We start from the raw sequence: 15,712 nt of genomic DNA, 5'->3' as shown, positions 1-15,712 counted from the left end.
GCCGCAAGGCCGGCGGAAGCCTACTCTACGCCCGTATTCACAAGGTTTACAGGCCCAGAGGGCGCAATGAACAGCGTACATGTGGATGGCGTTTACATAGGCAAGGCTAAAAATCTCGGTTATGGACTCATGACCGATATCGACAAGGAAGAGGTTGCAAGGCGGCTCTGGTTATGGCCGCAGGGGCTGGGAAGCGATGAACACGGCGACCCACGTTTCCATACCGGCCCCGAGCGGGCCCTGCACCACTATCCGGCCGAGCACTACGCCTGGTGGCGGAAACGTTACCCACAGATCGCCTGGCAGGCGCCGGCGTTCGGCGAAAACCTCTCGACCCATGGCCTCGATGAGCACGACGTGTGCCTCGGCGACCTGTTCCGCTGGGGTGGTGCGCTGTTGCAGATCAGCCAGCCGCGCTCGCCGTGCTATCGCCTGAGCCATCGCTGGGGGCTGCCGGACCTGCCGCAGGAAGCCCAGGACAGCGGGCGTTGCGGCTGGTTCTACCGGGTCCTGAAACCTGGCTTCGTCTGTGCCGACGAGCCTTTCGAACTGATACAGCGCAGCTACCCGGGGCTAACCGTCGACTGGGCGCTGCACGCTTTTTACCGTGAACCCCTGGAGCATGCAGGCTTGAAGAAACTGGTGGATTGTCCGGCCCTGTCGTCACGCTGGCGCGATATCGCGATCAAGCGCTTGCGCACCGGTCGTGTCGAAGACTGGAGCGCCCGCCTGCTCGGCCTGCCACTGGAAGGGTTGCGTGCATGAACCTGTTCAATCTGCGCCGCCAGACCGCCCCGGTGGTCGAGGTGGCGCCACTGCCGAGCGAGGCCGTCGATCCGCTGTCGCGGGAGTGCCTGATGCCGAGCAAGCAACTGGCCGAGCAGGTCTTCGTGCGGGGCCAGGGTTCCTGGCTGTGGGACAGCGACGGCCGCGCGTACCTCGACTTCACCCAGGGCAATGCGGTCAACAGCCTCGGGCACAGTCCGAAGGCGCTGGTCCAGGCGCTGAGTGGGCAAGCTCTGGCGCTGATCAACTCCGGGGCCGGGTTTCACAATAGCGGTCACCTGAAGCTGGTCAACCTGCTCTGCCAGAGCACCGGCAGCGACCAGGCCTATCTGCTCAACAGCGGCGCGGAAGCCTGTGAAGGCGCGATCAAGCTGGCGCGCAAGTGGGGCCAACTGCATCGCAATGGCGCCTACCACATCATCACCGCCAGCCAGGGCAGCCACGGGCGCAGCCTTGGCACCCTGGCGGCATCCGACCCGCTGCCGTGCAACCGCTGTGAACCGGGGCTGCCGGGCTTCAGCAAGGTGCCGTTCAACGACCTTGCCGCGCTGCATGCGGCGGTGGACTCGCGCACCGTGGCGATCATGCTCGAGCCGATCCAGGGCGAAGCCGGGGTGATCCCGGCGACCCGGCATTACCTCAAAGGTGTCGAGCGCCTGTGTCGCGAGCTGGGCATCCTGCTGATCCTCGACGAGGTGCAGACCGGCATGGGCCGCTGCGGCGCGCTGCTGGCCGAGGAAACCTACGGTGTGCGCGCCGATATCCTCACCCTCGGCAAGGGCCTGGGCGGTGGAGTGCCGGTGGCGGCGTTGCTGGCCCGTGGTACGGCGTGCTGTGCCGAGGCCGGCGAGCTGGAAGGCAGCCATCACGGCAATGCCTTGATGAGCGCTGCCGGGCTGGCGGTGCTGGAAACCGTGCTGGAACACGGTTTCCTCGATCAGGTCGGTGCGGCCGGGCGTCATCTGCGCGATGGCCTGAGCCGGCTGGCTGGGCGTTATGGCCTGGGCGAAGTGCGCGGGCAGGGGCTGCTCTGGGGGCTGGAGCTGCAGGAGCCGCTGGCGGCGGAAGTGGTCAGGGCGGCGCGCCAGGAAGGGCTGTTGCTCAATGCGCCGCAAGCCAACGTGCTGCGCTTCTCGCCGGCGCTGACCGTCAGCCACGGCAATATCGACGAAATGCTCCTGCGCCTGGCCCGCGCCTTTGCCCGGGTGAATACCGCGCAGCTCAGCCGCCGCTCGTAAACGAATTCAAAGAACCGTCTCGCGTTCCTGCGCGTCGCCCTGGGCCTGTTGTTTTTGGTCCGGGGCGTTTTTTTGTGCGTGGGAAACAAGCGGAACGTCGGAGTTGTGCTGGAGTCAGAATGAGGACACTACTTAGGGAGCCTTTCCATGGACCTGATTCGTATCATCTTCGCCATTCTCCTGCCTCCGCTGGGGGTGTTCCTGCAGGTCGGCTTTGGCGGGGCGTTCTGGCTGAATATCCTGCTGACCCTGCTGGGGTATATCCCGGGGATCGTGCATGCGGTGTATATCATCGCCAAGCGGTGATCTTCAGGGCCTCATCGCTGGCAAGCCAGCTCCCACACGGACCCTGTGGGAGCTGGCTTGCCAGCGATAGGGCCCTCAAGGCTGGTCGAGAATCCTGCTGTAGAACTTCCATTCCTCCTCCAGCGCATGCGCCAGGTTCGCCGCCGTCCTGAACCCATGCCGCTCGGTCGGATAGAAATGCCCTTCTGCCTCGATCCCCTTGTCCTTCAACGCCTTCAGCATCGAGCGCGTCTGCTCCGGCACCACCACCGCATCCAGCTCGCCCTGGAAGAAGATCACCGGCACGCGGATATTCCCGGCATGCAGTAGCGGCGTGCGCTCGCGATAACGCTCGATATCCCGCTGCGGATCGCCGATCAGCCAGTCCAGATAATCCCCTTCGAACTTGTGCGTGGTCCGGGTCAGGGCCAGCGGGTCGCTGACGCCGTACAGGCTGGCGCCACCACGGAACACATCCTCGAAGGCCAGCGCGCAGAGCGTGGTATAGCCGCCGGCACTGCCGCCACGGATAAACGCCTGGTATGGATCGATCAGCCCTTCACCTGCCAGGTACAACACCGCCGCGCAGGCATCCTCCACATCCACTTCGCCCCAGCGCAGGTGCAGCGCCTGGCGATAGGCCCGGCCATAGCCGCTGCTGCCGCGATAGTTGAGGTCAGCCACGGCAAAGCCGCGCTGGGCCCAGTACTGGATGCGCGGGTCGAGCACCGGGTAACAGGCCGAGGTCGGCCCGCCATGGACGAACACCACCAGCGGCGCAGGCTTCTTGCCGTTCATCGCCGGATAGAAGAAGCCATGAGCTTCGCCATCGCCACTGGGGTAGGTGAAACCGCGCGGCTTGCTGACCCGCTCAGCCGGCAGGGGCTGCACGCCACCGGCCAGCACCTGCACTGAATGATCGCGACGGTCGATGGCGATCACCGCTGCCGGGTGCACCGGCGAGGCAGCGACGGCGTAGATGAAGTCGTTATCCAGATCAAGGCAACGCAAGCGGCTGTATTCGCTGTCGATCGCGGTCAGCGCGCCGTCGCGCTGGCGCAGACCGAGGCGCGAGAAACCCTGTTCGAACCAGGTGGCGAGGTAGCCGCCGTCCAGCGGCAGCCAGGTGCTGGCGCCCAGTTGCCACGGCGCGGCAGCGTGATCGGCAGCGCAGCTCGGCAGCGCCTGCCAGCCTTGCGCGGATTCGCCCCAGGGCTGCCAGAAACCGTTGAGGTCGGAGAGGCAATACAGCCGGCCTTCACGGTCGAAACGCGGCTGTTGCAGGGATTGCGCCGGGCCTTGGTCTCCGGCGACGCAACGGGTTTCACCGTCGCCTTCGCGCAGATACAGGCGCGTCGCAGTCCACGGCTGATCGGGCCGGCTCCATTCGATCCAGGCCAGGCGCCGGCCATCGTCGCTCAGGGTCGGCGAGGCATAGAAGTCTGCGCCTTCGGCGAGTATCTCGCGCCCGCTGTCGCTGATCGCCACCAGCCGGTGTTCCGTGCCGCTTTCCTCGACGGCCAGCACCCGGCCGTCGGCCCAGAGCAGATCGCCATAGCGCCGCTCACCCTGGGTCATGGCGACCGGCTGCCCGCCGTCCAGCGCCTGGCGATACAGTTGCTGGTCCGCCTCGTTGACGAAGATCACGTCATCGTCGCCCAGGCAGAACGAACGCCCGCCGTATTCATAGACCCGGCTGCGCGCACTGAAGCCGTCCGGCGTCAGGCAGCGGGCCTGGCCCTCGCGCCAGTGCCAGATCCGGCAGGCGCCGTCACGGGGGCGGAATTCGTTCCAGAACAGGCCATGACGGCCGGCCTTCAGTTCGGCGAAGTCGGTGCCGGCCGCGACGGCCTGGTCGGCGCTGAAGCGCTCAGCCGCGGGCGATAAGTCGTGAGGTGCGCTCATTGCGGAAAGTCATCTCCTTGATGGTCAGGGTGGCGGTCTCGGCCTCCTCCCTGGCGGCGAGGATGAGGCCGTGGTCCGCCGATTTGGCACAGACCGGATCGGCTTTGCTGGCATCGCCGGTGAGCATGAACGCCTGGCAGCGGCAGCCGCCGAAATCCCGCTCCTTTTCGTCGCAGGAGCGGCAGGGTTCGGGCATCCAGTCGTACCCCCGGAAGCGGTTGAAGCCGAAGGAGTCGTACCAGATGTGCTGCATGCTGTGTTCGCGCACGTTGGGGAACTGCACCGGCAACTGCCGCGCGCCGTGGCAGGGCAGGGCGGTGCCGTCCGGGGTGACCGTGAGGAACACGCTGCCCCAGCCGTTCATGCAGGCCTTGGGCCGTTCTTCATAGTAGTCCGGGGTGACGAAGATGAGCTTGCACGGGTTGCCTTCGGCCTTGAGCCGTTCGCGGTATTCGTTGGTGATGCGCTCGGCGCGCTCCAGTTGGGCCCGGGTCGGCAGCAAGCCGAGGCGGTTGAGGTGCGCCCAGCCGTAGAACTGGCAGGTGGCGAGCTCGACGAAGTCGGCTTCGAGGGCGATGCATAGCTCGATGATTCGGTCGATGCGGTCGATGTTGTGCCGGTGGGTGACGAAGTTGAGCACCATCGGGTAACCGTGGGCCTTCACCGCCCTGGCCATCTCCAGCTTCTGCGCGAAGGCCTTCTTCGAGCCGGCCAGCAGGTTGTTCACCTGCTCGTCGCTGGCCTGGAAGCTGATCTGTATATGGTCCAGTCCGGCCTTTTTGAACGTGGCGATCTTTTCCTCGGTGAGGCCGATGCCGGAGGTGATCAGGTTGGTGTAGTAGCCCAGGCGCCGGCCTTCGCCGATCAGCTCGGCGAGGTCCTGGCGCACCAGCGGCTCGCCGCCGGAAAAGCCCAGTTGCGCCGCGCCCATTTCCCGCGCTTCGGCCATCACCTTGAACCACTGCTCGGTCGTCAGTTCCTTGCCCTGCTCGGCGAAGTCCAGCGGGTTGGAGCAGTACGGGCATTGCAGCGGGCAGCGGTAGGTCAGCTCGGCCAGCAGCCACAGCGGCAGGCCGACTTCGGGCTTGCCGGGTTGCTCACTCAAGGATGATCCAGTGTTCGGCACGGGCCACCTCCATGAATTGCTCGATGTCTTCGGGAAGCTCGGGCACGCCAGGGAATTTTTCGTCGAGCAGGGCGATGATCGCCGCCACGTCGCGCTCGCCGTCGATCAGTTCGCCGATCAACGCCGCGCTCTCGTTGAGCTTGATCATGCCCTCGGGGTAGAGCAGGACATGGGCCTTCTGCGCCGGTTCGTACTGGAAGCGGTAGCCGGGGCGCCAGCGCGGGGTCAGGTGACGGTCGAAGCTCATAGCGCGATCCCCTTGTGCCAGACCCGCTCGCTGGTGACGCTGTGGTAGGGCGGGCGATCGAGTTCGTAGGCCATGCTCATGGCATCGAGCATGCTCCACAGGATGTCCAGCTTGAACTGCAGGATTTCCAGCATACGCTGCTGGCCTTCCGCAGTGGTGTAGTGCTGCAGGGTGATGCTCAGGCCGTGCTCGACATCGCGCCGCGCCTGGCTCAGGCGGGTGCGGAAGTAGGTGTAGCCGGCCGGGTCGATCCACGGGTAGTGCTGCGGCCAGGTGTCCAGGCGCGACTGGTGGATCTGCGGGGCGAACAGCTCGGTCAGCGAGCTGCTGGCCGCTTCCTGCCAGCAGGCGCGGCGGGCGAAGTTGACGTAGGCGTCCACGGCGAAGCGCACGCCGGGCAGCACCAGTTCCTGGCTGCGCAACTGGTCCGGGTCCAGGCCGACCGCCTGGCCGAGGCGCAGCCAGGCCTCGATGCCGCCGTCCTCGCCAGGGGCGCCGTCGTGGTCGAGCAGGCGCTGGATCCACTCGCGGCGCACCTCCCGGTCCGGGCAGTTGGCGAGGATCGCCGCGTCCTTCATCGGGATGTTGACCTGGTAATAGAACCGGTTGGCGACCCAGCCCTGGATCTGCTCGCGGGTCGCGCGGCCTTCATACATCGCCACGTGGTAGGGGTGGTGGATGTGGTAGTAGGCGCCCTTGGCGCGCAGCGCCTGTTCGAACTCGGCGGGGGACAGCGGTTGGCTCATGGCGGCAGTTCCTAGAGGGTGAGGCTCATGCCGTCGAAGGCGACTTCCACGCCACGGCGGTCCAGCTCGGCACGTTCGGCCGAGTCCTCGTCGAGAATCGGGTTGGTGTTGTTGATGTGGATAAGCACCTTGCGCTGTGCGGGGAAGGCTTCGAGCACTTCGAGCATGCCGCCGGGGCCGTTCTGTGGCAGGTGGCCCATCTCCGTGCCTGTACGGGTGCCGACGCCGCGGCGCTGCATTTCATCGTCGTCCCACAGGGTGCCGTCGACCAGCAGCACATCGGCGTCGTGCATGCGTTGCAGCAGGCTGGCGTCGACCTTGCCCAGGCCGGGGGCGTAGAACAGTTTGCCGCCGGTGCGCAGGTCCTCGACCATCAGCCCGAGGTTGTCGCCCGGGTGCGGGTCGAAGCGGTGCGAGGAGTAGGGCGGCGCGGCGCTGCGCAGCGGGAAGGGGCTGAAGCGCAGGTTGGGGCAGGCGTCGATGGTGAAGCTGGTGTCCAGTTCGATGCGGTTCCAGATCAGGCCGCCGTTCCAGTGTTCGAGCATGTTGAACAGGGGGAAGCCGGTGGTCAGGTCCTGGTGGACCATGTCGGTGCACCAGACCTGGTGCGGGCAGCCTTCGCGCAGGCTGAGCAGGCCGGTGGTGTGGTCGATCTGGCTGTCGAGCAGGATGATCGCGTCGATGCCGGTATCGCGCAGGGCCCGGGCCGGTTGCATCGGGGCGAAGCCTTGCAGTTGGGCGCGGATGTCCGGCGAGGCGTTGCACAGGATCCAGTGTTCGCCGTCGTCGGACAGGGCGATGGACGACTGGGTGCGGGCCGTGGCGCGCAGGCTGCCGTCGCGGTAGCCCTTGCAGTTGGCGCAGTTGCAGTTCCACTGCGGGAATCCGCCGCCGGCGGCGGATCCTAGAATCTGGATGTACATGGCTGGCTCCCGCCCCGTCCGAAAATGAAAACGCCCCGGCTGGCCGAGGCGTCGTACTGCGAAAGGACTCAGCGATTCGCGAAGTACATGGTCACTTCAAAGCCGATACGCAGGTCAGTGTATGCAGGTTTGGTCCACATGGGATTACTCCTTCCGGATAGGTCAGGTGAGGGACAGCTACTCATTTAGTCCATGCCCGGGAATGAAGGTTTCAGCTCGCCGGGATGGGAGAATCCTACAAGATATTTTGTACTGGATGGTTAATTAAGCGTGAAAGGTGTTTTACCTGGACGGTAAGAATCAGCGCGGATCGGGACCGTTGGCGAGGATCAGCCAGTGGTTTTCGCTGGCCAGATCGGCCCGGACGCGGTCGATATCGGGCTGCTGGAGTTGCTGGATTGTCGCTGCGAGTGCTTGCGGATCGGCGTGGTCATTGCCGGCCAGATGCGCTTGCCAGAGCCACTCGGTGAGGTCCGCATTGGGCATGACCGGCTCGTGGAACTGGGCGGCGAGGGCGTCGCGGGTCGCTTCGACAAGCACGACGGGACGGGCGAGGAAGTCGCGCAGATGACCGAGGATTTCCCCATGGCTGGCGCCAGGCGATTGCACGCCGAACATCAGGCCGCTATGGCCGTGAATCTGACGGAAGGTGCTGAACACCGCGTAGCCCAGTTGCAGTTCGCTGCGCAGGCGCTGGTAGAACGGGCCCTGGATCAGGTGGGCGAGCAGGCGACCCGAGGCTTCGTCGGCGACCGGGGCGAACAGGAGCAGGGCGTGTTCGTCGCCGGGTTCGCCGAACGGTTGCCATTGTGCAGGCAAGGGGTGGGGAGGCATGGGTTTTTGCGGCGTATCCTGGAGACGGCCGAGCAGGTGGTTCAGGGCATTCTGCGACCGGGCGTCAAAGCCTGTCGCCAGTGCGCTCCACCCAGGTTGGCCGTCGGCGGCGAGGACATGCGGCAGTCGTTGCATCAGTTGGCGGATCGGGATCAACGGCGGCTCGTGACTGCGGCTGGCCGGCGGCGGGTTTTCCAGGATCGCCAGGGCCTGCTCGATCACCGCGAGCACCGGCGCCGGGGCTCCGGCGCAGCGCAGTTGCCAATGGGTTCCGCTGAGTTCCACACCCGCCCGGTTGGCGCGTTCGATCAGGGGCTTGAGCGCATCGCCCGTCGGCCAGCGCAGATACAGCGTCGCGTAATTGCGCGATGCGGGAAGGACAGGGCTGACGATCAAGCCGGTCGGCACGGCTGTCGTTTCGAGATCGGGCACTCCTGCGGCAAGCAGAGGCTCGGCTTCCGGCAGTTTCCATGAGTGGCGGCTGACGCCTGGATATTCGGGGATCAGCGGCACGCCATCTTCCCGCCTTGCCAGTTCCAGCGCTCCAAGTGAGCGACAGGCTTGCAGACGATCGTATTCCAGCAGCAGGTCGCGGTGATCGGCATTGCCGAAGAACACCAGCCAGTCGCGGACCAGGCGTTCTGCTTCGCTCCTGTCCGCCGTTTCAGTCAGCTTCGCGTTCACCTGCAGCAGCGCTTGCCCGGCGAACTGATAAAGCGGCGTGAACCTGAAGTCCTCCAGCCAGCCACGCTCGCGCAGCTCATGCACCAGACCGCCGGGACGGCTGTCGGCGATCCAGGTGGCGAGGTAATCGAAAGAGGCGTTGTCGGGCAGATCTTCGTGGGCGAGCAACAGGTCCAGCTGACCTTCGATCTGCTGGGGTTGCAGCGGCCCGTCGAGCAGTGGCGGCGCAGCGGCCTGCCGTACCTTCGAACCCGCCGCGAACAACGCGCCGAACTGGCGCGCCAGCACTTCCAGCGGCTGCGGTCCGCTCAGGGTCAGGATCATCTGCCCGGCGTGATAAAAGCCCTGATGGAAGCCTGCCAGCGCTTGCTGGAAGGCTTCGTCATGTACCGGCAACGACGCCCGGTTCCCTGCATGAAACCCGGCCAGCGGATGGTGCGCGGACACGCTGCGCAACAGTGCGTACTGCCGCTGCGCCTCGGCATTGCCCGACCAGGCCACCCACTCGGCCTGGATCACCTCGCGCTCGGCCTCCTGGCGTTCCAGCGTCAGCACGGGCTGCGCGAGCATCTCGCACAGCCGCTCCAGCGCACCGGCCATGGCCGTCAGCGGTACTTCGAAAAAGAAATCGGTATGCCGCTCGCGGGTGCTCGCATTGAGCTGCCCGCCCTGGCCCTGGACGAAGCGCATCAACCCGTCTTCCACGGGGAAACGTTCGGTGCCGAGAAACAACAGGTGCTCAAGAAAGTGCGCCAGCCCGGGATAAGCCAGCGGCGCGTCATGGCTCCCGGCCTCGACCCGCAGCAGCGCCGCGCCGCGTTTCAGGTGCGGCGCATGCCGCAGCCTGACCCGCAGGCCGTTGCTCAGGACAAGGTGCTGGAGAGTGCTGGACATGACGGCTCCGAAACGCGCAAGCCGTCATGCTAGCGGATAAATCAGTCCCGTGGCGCGCTGTGCAGCTCGGCGCGCAGGTCCTGCAGATACGGGGTGCTGGCGCGACCGTCCGCGACCTTCTGCAGGTCGATATCCGCCAGGAGCAGGACCTTGTCGCGTCCACCCATGGCCAGGATGCTGCCGTCCGGGCCGATGATGCTGCTGTGCCCGCAATACTCGATCTCGCCTTCGGCACCGCAGTAGTTGGCATAGACCAGGTAGCACTGGTTCTCGTGGGCACGGCTGCGCACCGTGACCTGGCAGATGAAGTCGAACGGCTCCATGTTCGCCGTCGGCACCAGGATCAGCTCGGCGCCGTCGCAGGCCAGGCGCCGGGCGTTTTCCGGGAACTCGATGTCGTAGCAGATCAGCATGCCGACCTTCCAGCCATTCAGTTCCACTACCGGGAAGTGGTTGCCGCCGGGGCTGAACATGGCCCGGTCGAGTTCGCCGAACAGGTGGGTCTTGCGGTAGTTGGCGAGGCGCTTACCGCGGGCGTCGATCAACTGCACGCTGTTGTAGATCCGCTCGTCCTCGCCGCGCTCCGGGTAGCCGTAGACGATGGCGATGCCATTGCCCCGGGCGATGCTGGCCACGGCGCGGGCCGCCGGCCCGTCCGCAGGCTCGGCCAGGCGCACGACTTCCTCGCGGCCAATGTTGTAGCCGCTAAGGTACATCTCCGGGCAGACCAGCAATCCGGCGCCCTGGACGGCGGCGAACTGCGCCTGCTCTTCCAGGCGTTCCAGGTTGCCGCGGATATCCAGCGGCTGCGGCGAGCCCTGGTAGAGGGCGATACGCATGGGCAATCTCCTGTCAGTCGGCGAGGGCGATCGGGCCGATCTGGTCGAACACATCGCCCGGGCCGGGGTTGTCGGCGTGGGTATGACCGCCAAAGTGGTTCATGATGCCCCAAACCGCGTTCAGCGAGGTCTGTACCGCGCCTTCGACCCAGGCCGGGGTCCACGACACATCGTCGCCGGCGATGAACATGCCGCGCTGTTCAGCGGGCATGTCCTGCTGCATGAAGTGCGCGTACATGCGCTGGTTGTAGCGGTAGTGGCCGGGCAGGGCGCCCTTGAAGGCGCCGAGGAAATACGGGTCGGCTTCCCAGGACACGGTGATCGGATCGCCGATGATATGCCCGGCGATATCCACCTTCGGGTAGATCTTCTTCAGCGCGTCGAGGGCCAGCTTGACGCGCTTTTCCACCGGGTGCGGGAGCATCTTCAGGGCGTCGCTCATCCACGAATAGGACAGGCAGATCACCCCCGGCTTGTCGTCGCCGTTGTCGAACAGGTAGGTGCCGCGGGTCAGGCGGTCGGTGAGGGTCATGCTCATCAGGTCGCGGCCGGTTTCCGGGTCCTTGTCCTTCCAGAACGGCCGGTCGACCATGACGAAGGTCTTCGACGACTGCATGTAGCGGGTGCGGTCCAGGGCCATCCACATCTTCTGCGAGAACAGCGATTCCTCGCACTCGATCTGGGTGGTCAGCAGCCAGCTCTGGCAGGTGGTCAGCACGGCGGCGTAGTGGCGCGTGTCGCCCCAGTTGTCGGTGACCGCCAGGCTGCCGTCTTCGTTGCGGGCGATGCGCTTGACCCCGGGGCGCGGCGCGCCACGGTGCAGCGAGGCCAGGCTGGTGCCGGCCGGCCAGTGGGCGCAGCGCTGCGGTATGTGTTTCCAGATGCCCAGCGGTACCTGCTCGACACCGCCGACGATCAGATGCTGGTGGTCGTCGCAGTTGGTCATCACCACGCGGAAGATTTCCAGCATCGAGTTGGGGAAGTCCGAGTCCCAGCCACCGGTGCCGAAGCCGACCTGGCCGAACACTTCGCGGTGCAGGAAGCTGAGTTTGGCGAAGGCTTTCGAGGTGGCGACGAAGTCGTAGAAGGTGCGGTCGTCCCACAGCGGCACCAGGGTGTTCCACAGTTCTTTCAGACGCGGCACATCGCGGTCGCGGATGGCCTGCTGGATATCACCGAAGCGTGCCCCGTCCTCGAGGGCATCGGCCCAGGCATCGGCGACTTCCTGGAACAGGGCGGGCAGGTCGGCGAGTTTTTCCGCGTAATGGGTCTGGCCTTCGAGGTCGATCACCGTGCTGCCGGACGCCGGGGTCAGCGGGTTGGGGAAGGGCCTGGTCTCCAGGCCGAGCTTGTCGACGTAGTGGTAGAAGGCGGTGGAGGACACCGGGAAGCGCATGCCGCCCAGCTCGGCGACGATGCCCTCGGTGCCGGCGAAGGCTTGCGAGCGCAGGCGTCCGCCCATCTTCGAGGCCTCGTAGACGACCGGCTTGAGGCCCAGCTTCATCAGCTCGTAGGCCGCCACCAGGCCGGCGATCCCGGCACCGACGATCGCCACTTCCTCGCCATGGCGGGCGGCGGGAATGCTGCCCAGGCCGGCGGGGTGCTCGATCCAGTCATCGAAGGCGAAGGGGAAGTCGGGGCCGAAGATGGTGACGGGCTTCTTGCCGTCGGCGGGGTGGCGGTTGTTCTTGTTCATGGAGGTGACCTGCCAGGGGGGCTGGGGAGCCTGAGTATAGGAAATGCCTGGGGGTCAATTTTAGGGAGGTGGGTGTTCGTTATTAAGATGCAGAGTGTTGTCGTTTTGTGGGTTTATTGGTTGATATGACGATCGTGGTTTTCATAGTGACAACTATGGTGATTCTTATGGCCTCATCGCTGGCAAGCCAGCTCCCACAGGTTCAGCGGTGCACGCGGTCCCTGTGGGAGCTGGCTTGCCAGCGATTGAGGACACCACCGATCAAACAGGCTGGCCGCGATCGACCTTGCTGCTGAGAATGATGGAAGTGGTGGTCTTCTCCACCCCCTCCAGGCTGCCGATCTGGTCCAGCAACTGATCCAGTTGCTCCGGCGAATCACTTCTCAGCCAGGCCACATAGTCGAATTCCCCGCTCACTGCACACAGCTGCTGCACCTGCCCCATTGCACTCAGTCGCCGCACGATCTCGCGCCCGGCCCGGGGCTGCACGGTAATACCCACATAGGCCTGCAACCCGCCATCGATCACCCGCTGCCCGAGCCGCACGCCATAACCACTGATGACCTTGCTCTTCTCCAGCCGGGCAATCCGCGAGGTCACCGTGGTACGGGCGATGCCCAGTTGTCGGGCGAGGGTGGCGACGCTTTCGCGGGCGTTGATCTGCAGGGCGGCGATCAACTGGCGGTCGATTTCGTCGAGGGCGAGGGTGCGGCTGTCGGACATGGGCTTCTCAAGGGCAAGGCGAAGACCGCCCCAGTGTACTCAACCCGCCGCCTTGAAGCAGTGCTCCAGCCCGGGGAACTGCCCGCCACGCACCTCCCGGGCATACTCGCCCAGCGCCTGGTCGATCACCCTGCCCAGCTCGGCGTAACGCTTGACGAAGCGCGGCTGGTATTCGCCGAACAGCCCCAGCAAGTCCTCGGTCACCAGCACCTGGCCGTCACAAGCCGGTGAAGCACCGATACCAATGGTGGGAATCTCCAGCTCCTCGCTCAGTGCCCGGGCCAGCGGCTCGGCAATGCCTTCGAGGACGATGGAGAACGCCCCCGCCGCCTGCATCGCCAGGGCATCACGGCGAACCCGCGCCGCGCTTTGCTCATCCCGCCCCTGGGCCTTGAACCCGCCCAGCGCATTGACCTGCTGCGGCATCAGCCCGACATGGGCCATCACCGGAATCCCGCGCTTGACCAGATAGGCCACGGTCCCGGCCATCTCCTCGCCGCCTTCCAGCTTGACGCCCTGGGCGCCCGTCTCGCGCAGCACCTTCGCGGCATTCATGAAGGCCTGCTCCAGCGAGGCCTGGTAGGTCCCGAACGGCAGGTCCACCACCACGCAGGCGCGCTGTGCGCCGCGCATCACCGCCTGGCCGTGGGCAATCATCATCTCGAGGGTGACGCCCAGGGTACTGGGCATGCCGTACAGCACCATGCCCACCGAGTCGCCGACGATGATCACGTCGGCATGGGCATCGACCCAGCGTGCCATCGGCAGGCTGTAGGCGGTCAGCGCCACCAGGCTGCCGGCGCCCTTGCGCTGGCGGATGACGGGGATGCTCAGGCGGCCTTGCTGGATCTGCGTGCTCATTGATGAAACTCCTGTTGTTCAACCAGACGCGGCGCAGGCTAACATCGGCATCAGTGGCTCACTTGAGCAAAGGGGACGATCAATGCAGCAGATGGGACAAGACTTCGTGCCGCCCGTGCCGGAGCAACTGGAGCGGCCGGTGCACGGGCGCATGTTCGATATCCCGGCGGGGTACCGGATCGACATGCACAGCCATGACTGGGTGCAGTTCACCTACGCGGGCGCCGGGAGCATGCAGGTGCTGACCGAGCAGCACAATTTCCTCCTGCCGCCGCAATGCGGCATGTGGATTCCCGCCGGCCTGCGCCACACGGTGTACAGCGAGCGCACCCTGGCTTTTCGCAGCCTGTACCTGAGCGATGCGGTGCTCAACGGTTACCGGCGTGAGTGCTGCGTGGTGCAGGTGACGCCGCTGGTGCGCGAGCTGATCGGCAAGGCCAGCGGCTTCGGCAACGACTATCCGGAGCACAGCCCGCAGGCGCGGCTGCTGCAGGTGCTGGTGGACGAGATCCGCGAGTTGCCGGAGGCGCCCTTCAGCCTGCCGCTGCCCAGCGACCCGCGCCTGCGGCGGATCACCGATGCCTTGCAGATGACCCCTGAAGACAACCGCAGCATCGAGGACTGGGCGCAACTGGTCGGTGCCTCGCGCCGGACCCTGGCGCGGCTGTTCCAGGCGCAGACGCAGATGCCCTTCCAGACCTGGCGCCAACGCCTGCGCCTGCTGGCGGCGCTGCCGATGCTGGAGCAGGGTGGCAGCGTCACCGCGGTGGCCAACGAGCTGGGCTATGACTCGGTGTCGGCGTTCATTGCCTTGTTTCAGCGTCAGTACGGCACCACGCCAGGTGCCTGGGCCGCCCGTCTCTAGCGCAGTGGCATGGCCAGTGGACGCAGCGGCGCCGAGTCGCCGCCCCGGATTTTCAGCGGACCGCCGATAAAGGCGAACTCGTAGACCTTGTCCCGGGCCAGGTCGTCCAGCGCCACCAGTTCCATGATCGGCACGCCTTTCTGCGCCAGCAGGTAGGTGTGCAGCGGTACATAATCATCGGCGACCTCCGAAGGGAAAGCCTCGAAGCTGAGATTGTCGGCGCCGAGGATCATCGCCTTGCCTTCCTCCACCAGGTAGCGCGCGGCGTCCAGGCCCATGCCCGGTGACTGGCGCATATAGGCCTGAGGCTGATCGTAGAGCTTCATCCGGCCGGTACGGATGAGCACGATATCGCCGCGCTGCAGCTCGGTGCCCTGGCGCTTGAGGGCGTCCTGCAGATCGCTGCGGGTGATGCGGTAATCGTCCGGCAGCATGTCCACGCCCCTGGCAGCCGCGACATCGATCAGCACGCCACGGGCGACCAATGGCGGGAATTTTTCCACGCCGGTCTTTTTCCAGCCGCGGTCGCCGAGGTGCTCGTCGGCGCTGAAGTTGTTCCAGATCTTGCCGTCGATGCCGAAGTGGTTGAGCGCGTCGATGTGCGTGCCGGTGTGGCCGTACATGGAGAACGCAGTGCCGGTGTAGCTGCGCAGGGCGTTCATTTCGTGACCGACGCCGAGCGGGTCGTCGACCACGGTGCCGCGCGGGGTGTGGGTCATCCAGAACTGGTAGTGGGGATCGCCTGCGGCTTGCCAGCTGGGCATGCCGATGTAGTACTCGGTGGCGAGGTCGTAGACCTTCGTTGCGTCGACCCGCGCCATTACCGCCGTGCGGGATTTGTCGGTGATCAGGTTGAGCCGGCCGATCTCGTCGTCCGGGCCCCAGGGGCTGGTGCCGACTTTCGGCGCCTCATTTGCATGGACGGCACTGGTCAGGGCCAGGGCCAGCAGGGTGGCAAGCAGTGGGGTGTTCATGAGCGTCGTTCCTGTTTCGCCAGTGCCCCGACGCGACGGTTCCCTGGCACGCCAGCGGCGGCCACGGCAACAGGGCGGGGCGGAAG

16 protein-coding genes are annotated in these 15,712 nt (G+C 65.7%); 4 read left to right on the top strand and 12 right to left on the bottom strand.

All coding sequences use genetic code 11. The annotated features are described in order from the left end of the window. The first annotated feature begins 66 nt into the window (after window positions 1-66). The 3 genes from AC2CQI_RS18155 (at window position 67) to AC2CQI_RS18145 (ending at window position 2,330) form a co-directional block, all read left to right on the top strand. Window positions 67-765 (top strand): MOSC domain-containing protein, encoded by a 699-nt coding sequence (locus AC2CQI_RS18155; RefSeq protein WP_484577478.1) that lies wholly within the window; start codon window positions 67-69, stop codon window positions 763-765. Next, complete coding sequence (locus AC2CQI_RS18150; RefSeq protein WP_484577477.1) at window positions 762-2,024, top strand: aspartate aminotransferase family protein; 1,263 nt, start codon at window positions 762-764, stop codon at window positions 2,022-2,024. Before AC2CQI_RS18155 ends, AC2CQI_RS18150 begins: the two co-directional genes overlap by 4 nt. A gap of 147 nt (window positions 2,025-2,171) precedes the next feature. Next, window positions 2,172-2,330, top strand: a complete 159-nt coding sequence (locus tag AC2CQI_RS18145) for a YqaE/Pmp3 family membrane protein (protein WP_042123980.1) — start codon at window positions 2,172-2,174, stop codon at window positions 2,328-2,330. Window positions 2,331-2,405: 75 nt separating this feature from the next. Here AC2CQI_RS18145 and AC2CQI_RS18140 read toward each other — a convergent pair whose 3' ends face one another. The 11 genes from AC2CQI_RS18140 to panB all read right to left on the bottom strand — a co-directional run bounded on the left by AC2CQI_RS18140 (window position 2,406) and on the right by panB (window position 13,787). After that, window positions 2,406-4,214: a S9 family peptidase gene (locus AC2CQI_RS18140; RefSeq protein ID WP_484577476.1), complete on the bottom strand. Its 1,809-nt coding sequence runs from the start codon at window positions 4,212-4,214 to the stop codon at window positions 2,406-2,408. Further along, on the bottom strand, window positions 4,180-5,340 hold the full coding sequence (pqqE, locus tag AC2CQI_RS18135) for a pyrroloquinoline quinone biosynthesis protein PqqE (RefSeq protein ID WP_484577475.1): 1,161 nt from the start codon (window positions 5,338-5,340) through the stop codon (window positions 4,180-4,182). The genes AC2CQI_RS18140 and pqqE overlap by 35 nt, the downstream gene beginning before the upstream one ends. Then, entirely contained in the window at window positions 5,312-5,587 is a 276-nt protein-coding gene (gene pqqD / locus AC2CQI_RS18130) for a pyrroloquinoline quinone biosynthesis peptide chaperone PqqD (protein ID WP_075801632.1), read from the bottom strand. The genes pqqE and pqqD overlap by 29 nt, the downstream gene beginning before the upstream one ends. Continuing rightward, the gene (pqqC, locus tag AC2CQI_RS18125; protein ID WP_075801631.1) at window positions 5,584-6,333 is read right to left on the bottom strand and encodes a pyrroloquinoline-quinone synthase PqqC; all 750 of its coding nucleotides are present in this window, start codon (window positions 6,331-6,333) and stop codon (window positions 5,584-5,586) included. The genes pqqD and pqqC overlap by 4 nt, the downstream gene beginning before the upstream one ends. 11 nt (window positions 6,334-6,344) lie before the next feature. Continuing rightward, window positions 6,345-7,256 carry a pyrroloquinoline quinone biosynthesis protein PqqB gene (gene pqqB / locus AC2CQI_RS18120; protein ID WP_484577474.1) on the bottom strand — a complete coding sequence of 304 codons (912 nt, stop codon included), beginning with the start codon at window positions 7,254-7,256 and terminating at the stop codon, window positions 6,345-6,347. A 68-nt stretch (window positions 7,257-7,324) separates the two neighbouring features. Continuing rightward, window positions 7,325-7,396, bottom strand: coding sequence for a pyrroloquinoline quinone precursor peptide PqqA (gene pqqA / locus AC2CQI_RS18115; protein WP_003243383.1), 72 nt, complete (start codon window positions 7,394-7,396; stop codon window positions 7,325-7,327). A 160-nt stretch (window positions 7,397-7,556) separates the two neighbouring features. Then, entirely contained in the window at window positions 7,557-9,668 is a 2,112-nt protein-coding gene (gene pqqF / locus AC2CQI_RS18110) for a pyrroloquinoline quinone biosynthesis protein PqqF (protein WP_484577473.1), read from the bottom strand. Window positions 9,669-9,709: 41 nt separating this feature from the next. After that, a complete protein-coding gene (locus AC2CQI_RS18105) occupies window positions 9,710-10,507 on the bottom strand; it encodes a carbon-nitrogen hydrolase family protein (RefSeq protein WP_484577472.1) in 798 nt (265 codons plus the stop codon). A 13-nt stretch (window positions 10,508-10,520) separates the two neighbouring features. After that, window positions 10,521-12,203 carry a flavin monoamine oxidase family protein gene (locus tag AC2CQI_RS18100; RefSeq protein WP_484577471.1) on the bottom strand — a complete coding sequence of 561 codons (1,683 nt, stop codon included), beginning with the start codon at window positions 12,201-12,203 and terminating at the stop codon, window positions 10,521-10,523. Between the two features lie 261 nt (window positions 12,204-12,464). Continuing rightward, window positions 12,465-12,926: an Lrp/AsnC family transcriptional regulator gene (locus AC2CQI_RS18095; protein ID WP_075801626.1), complete on the bottom strand. Its 462-nt coding sequence runs from the start codon at window positions 12,924-12,926 to the stop codon at window positions 12,465-12,467. 39 nt (window positions 12,927-12,965) lie between these two features. After that, entirely contained in the window at window positions 12,966-13,787 is an 822-nt protein-coding gene (gene panB, locus AC2CQI_RS18090) for a 3-methyl-2-oxobutanoate hydroxymethyltransferase (RefSeq protein ID WP_484577470.1), read from the bottom strand. Window positions 13,788-13,869: 82 nt separating this feature from the next. Here panB and AC2CQI_RS18085 point away from each other — a divergent pair, with 82 nt between their 5' ends. Continuing rightward, entirely contained in the window at window positions 13,870-14,652 is a 783-nt protein-coding gene (locus AC2CQI_RS18085) for an AraC family transcriptional regulator (RefSeq protein ID WP_484577469.1), read from the top strand. On the opposite strand, the gene AC2CQI_RS18080 is transcribed toward AC2CQI_RS18085, so the two are convergent. Next, window positions 14,649-15,626 (bottom strand): cyclase family protein, encoded by a 978-nt coding sequence (locus AC2CQI_RS18080; protein ID WP_484577468.1) that lies wholly within the window; start codon window positions 15,624-15,626, stop codon window positions 14,649-14,651. The two genes, AC2CQI_RS18085 and AC2CQI_RS18080, sit on opposite strands and share 4 nt — an antisense overlap. Between the last annotated feature and the right edge of the window lie 86 nt (window positions 15,627-15,712).

Source organism: Pseudomonas sp. P2S-1, assembly GCF_057197725.1.
This window is presented reverse-complemented; position numbering and strand designations above follow the sequence as displayed.

Bases quoted from the DNA above. Each gene is read 5' to 3' on its own strand.
- AC2CQI_RS18155 (WP_484577478.1), top strand. From the start codon at position 67: ATGAACAGCGTACATGTGGATGGCGTTTACATAGGCAAGGCTAAAAAT.
- AC2CQI_RS18150 (WP_484577477.1), top strand. From the start codon at position 762: ATGAACCTGTTCAATCTGCGCCGCCAGACCGCCCCGGTGGTCGAGGTG.
- AC2CQI_RS18145 (WP_042123980.1), top strand. From the start codon at position 2,172: ATGGACCTGATTCGTATCATCTTCGCCATTCTCCTGCCTCCGCTGGGG.
- AC2CQI_RS18140 (WP_484577476.1), bottom strand. From the start codon at position 4,214: ATGAGCGCACCTCACGACTTATCGCCCGCGGCTGAGCGCTTCAGCGCC.
- pqqD (WP_075801632.1), bottom strand. From the start codon at position 5,587: ATGAGCTTCGACCGTCACCTGACCCCGCGCTGGCGCCCCGGCTACCGC.
- pqqC (WP_075801631.1), bottom strand. From the start codon at position 6,333: ATGAGCCAACCGCTGTCCCCCGCCGAGTTCGAACAGGCGCTGCGCGCC.
- pqqB (WP_484577474.1), bottom strand. From the start codon at position 7,256: ATGTACATCCAGATTCTAGGATCCGCCGCCGGCGGCGGATTCCCGCAG.
- pqqF (WP_484577473.1), bottom strand. From the start codon at position 9,668: ATGTCCAGCACTCTCCAGCACCTTGTCCTGAGCAACGGCCTGCGGGTC.
- AC2CQI_RS18105 (WP_484577472.1), bottom strand. From the start codon at position 10,507: ATGCGTATCGCCCTCTACCAGGGCTCGCCGCAGCCGCTGGATATCCGC.
- AC2CQI_RS18100 (WP_484577471.1), bottom strand. From the start codon at position 12,203: ATGAACAAGAACAACCGCCACCCCGCCGACGGCAAGAAGCCCGTCACC.
- AC2CQI_RS18095 (WP_075801626.1), bottom strand. From the start codon at position 12,926: ATGTCCGACAGCCGCACCCTCGCCCTCGACGAAATCGACCGCCAGTTG.
- panB (WP_484577470.1), bottom strand. From the start codon at position 13,787: ATGAGCACGCAGATCCAGCAAGGCCGCCTGAGCATCCCCGTCATCCGC.
- AC2CQI_RS18085 (WP_484577469.1), top strand. From the start codon at position 13,870: ATGCAGCAGATGGGACAAGACTTCGTGCCGCCCGTGCCGGAGCAACTG.
- AC2CQI_RS18080 (WP_484577468.1), bottom strand. From the start codon at position 15,626: ATGAACACCCCACTGCTTGCCACCCTGCTGGCCCTGGCCCTGACCAGT.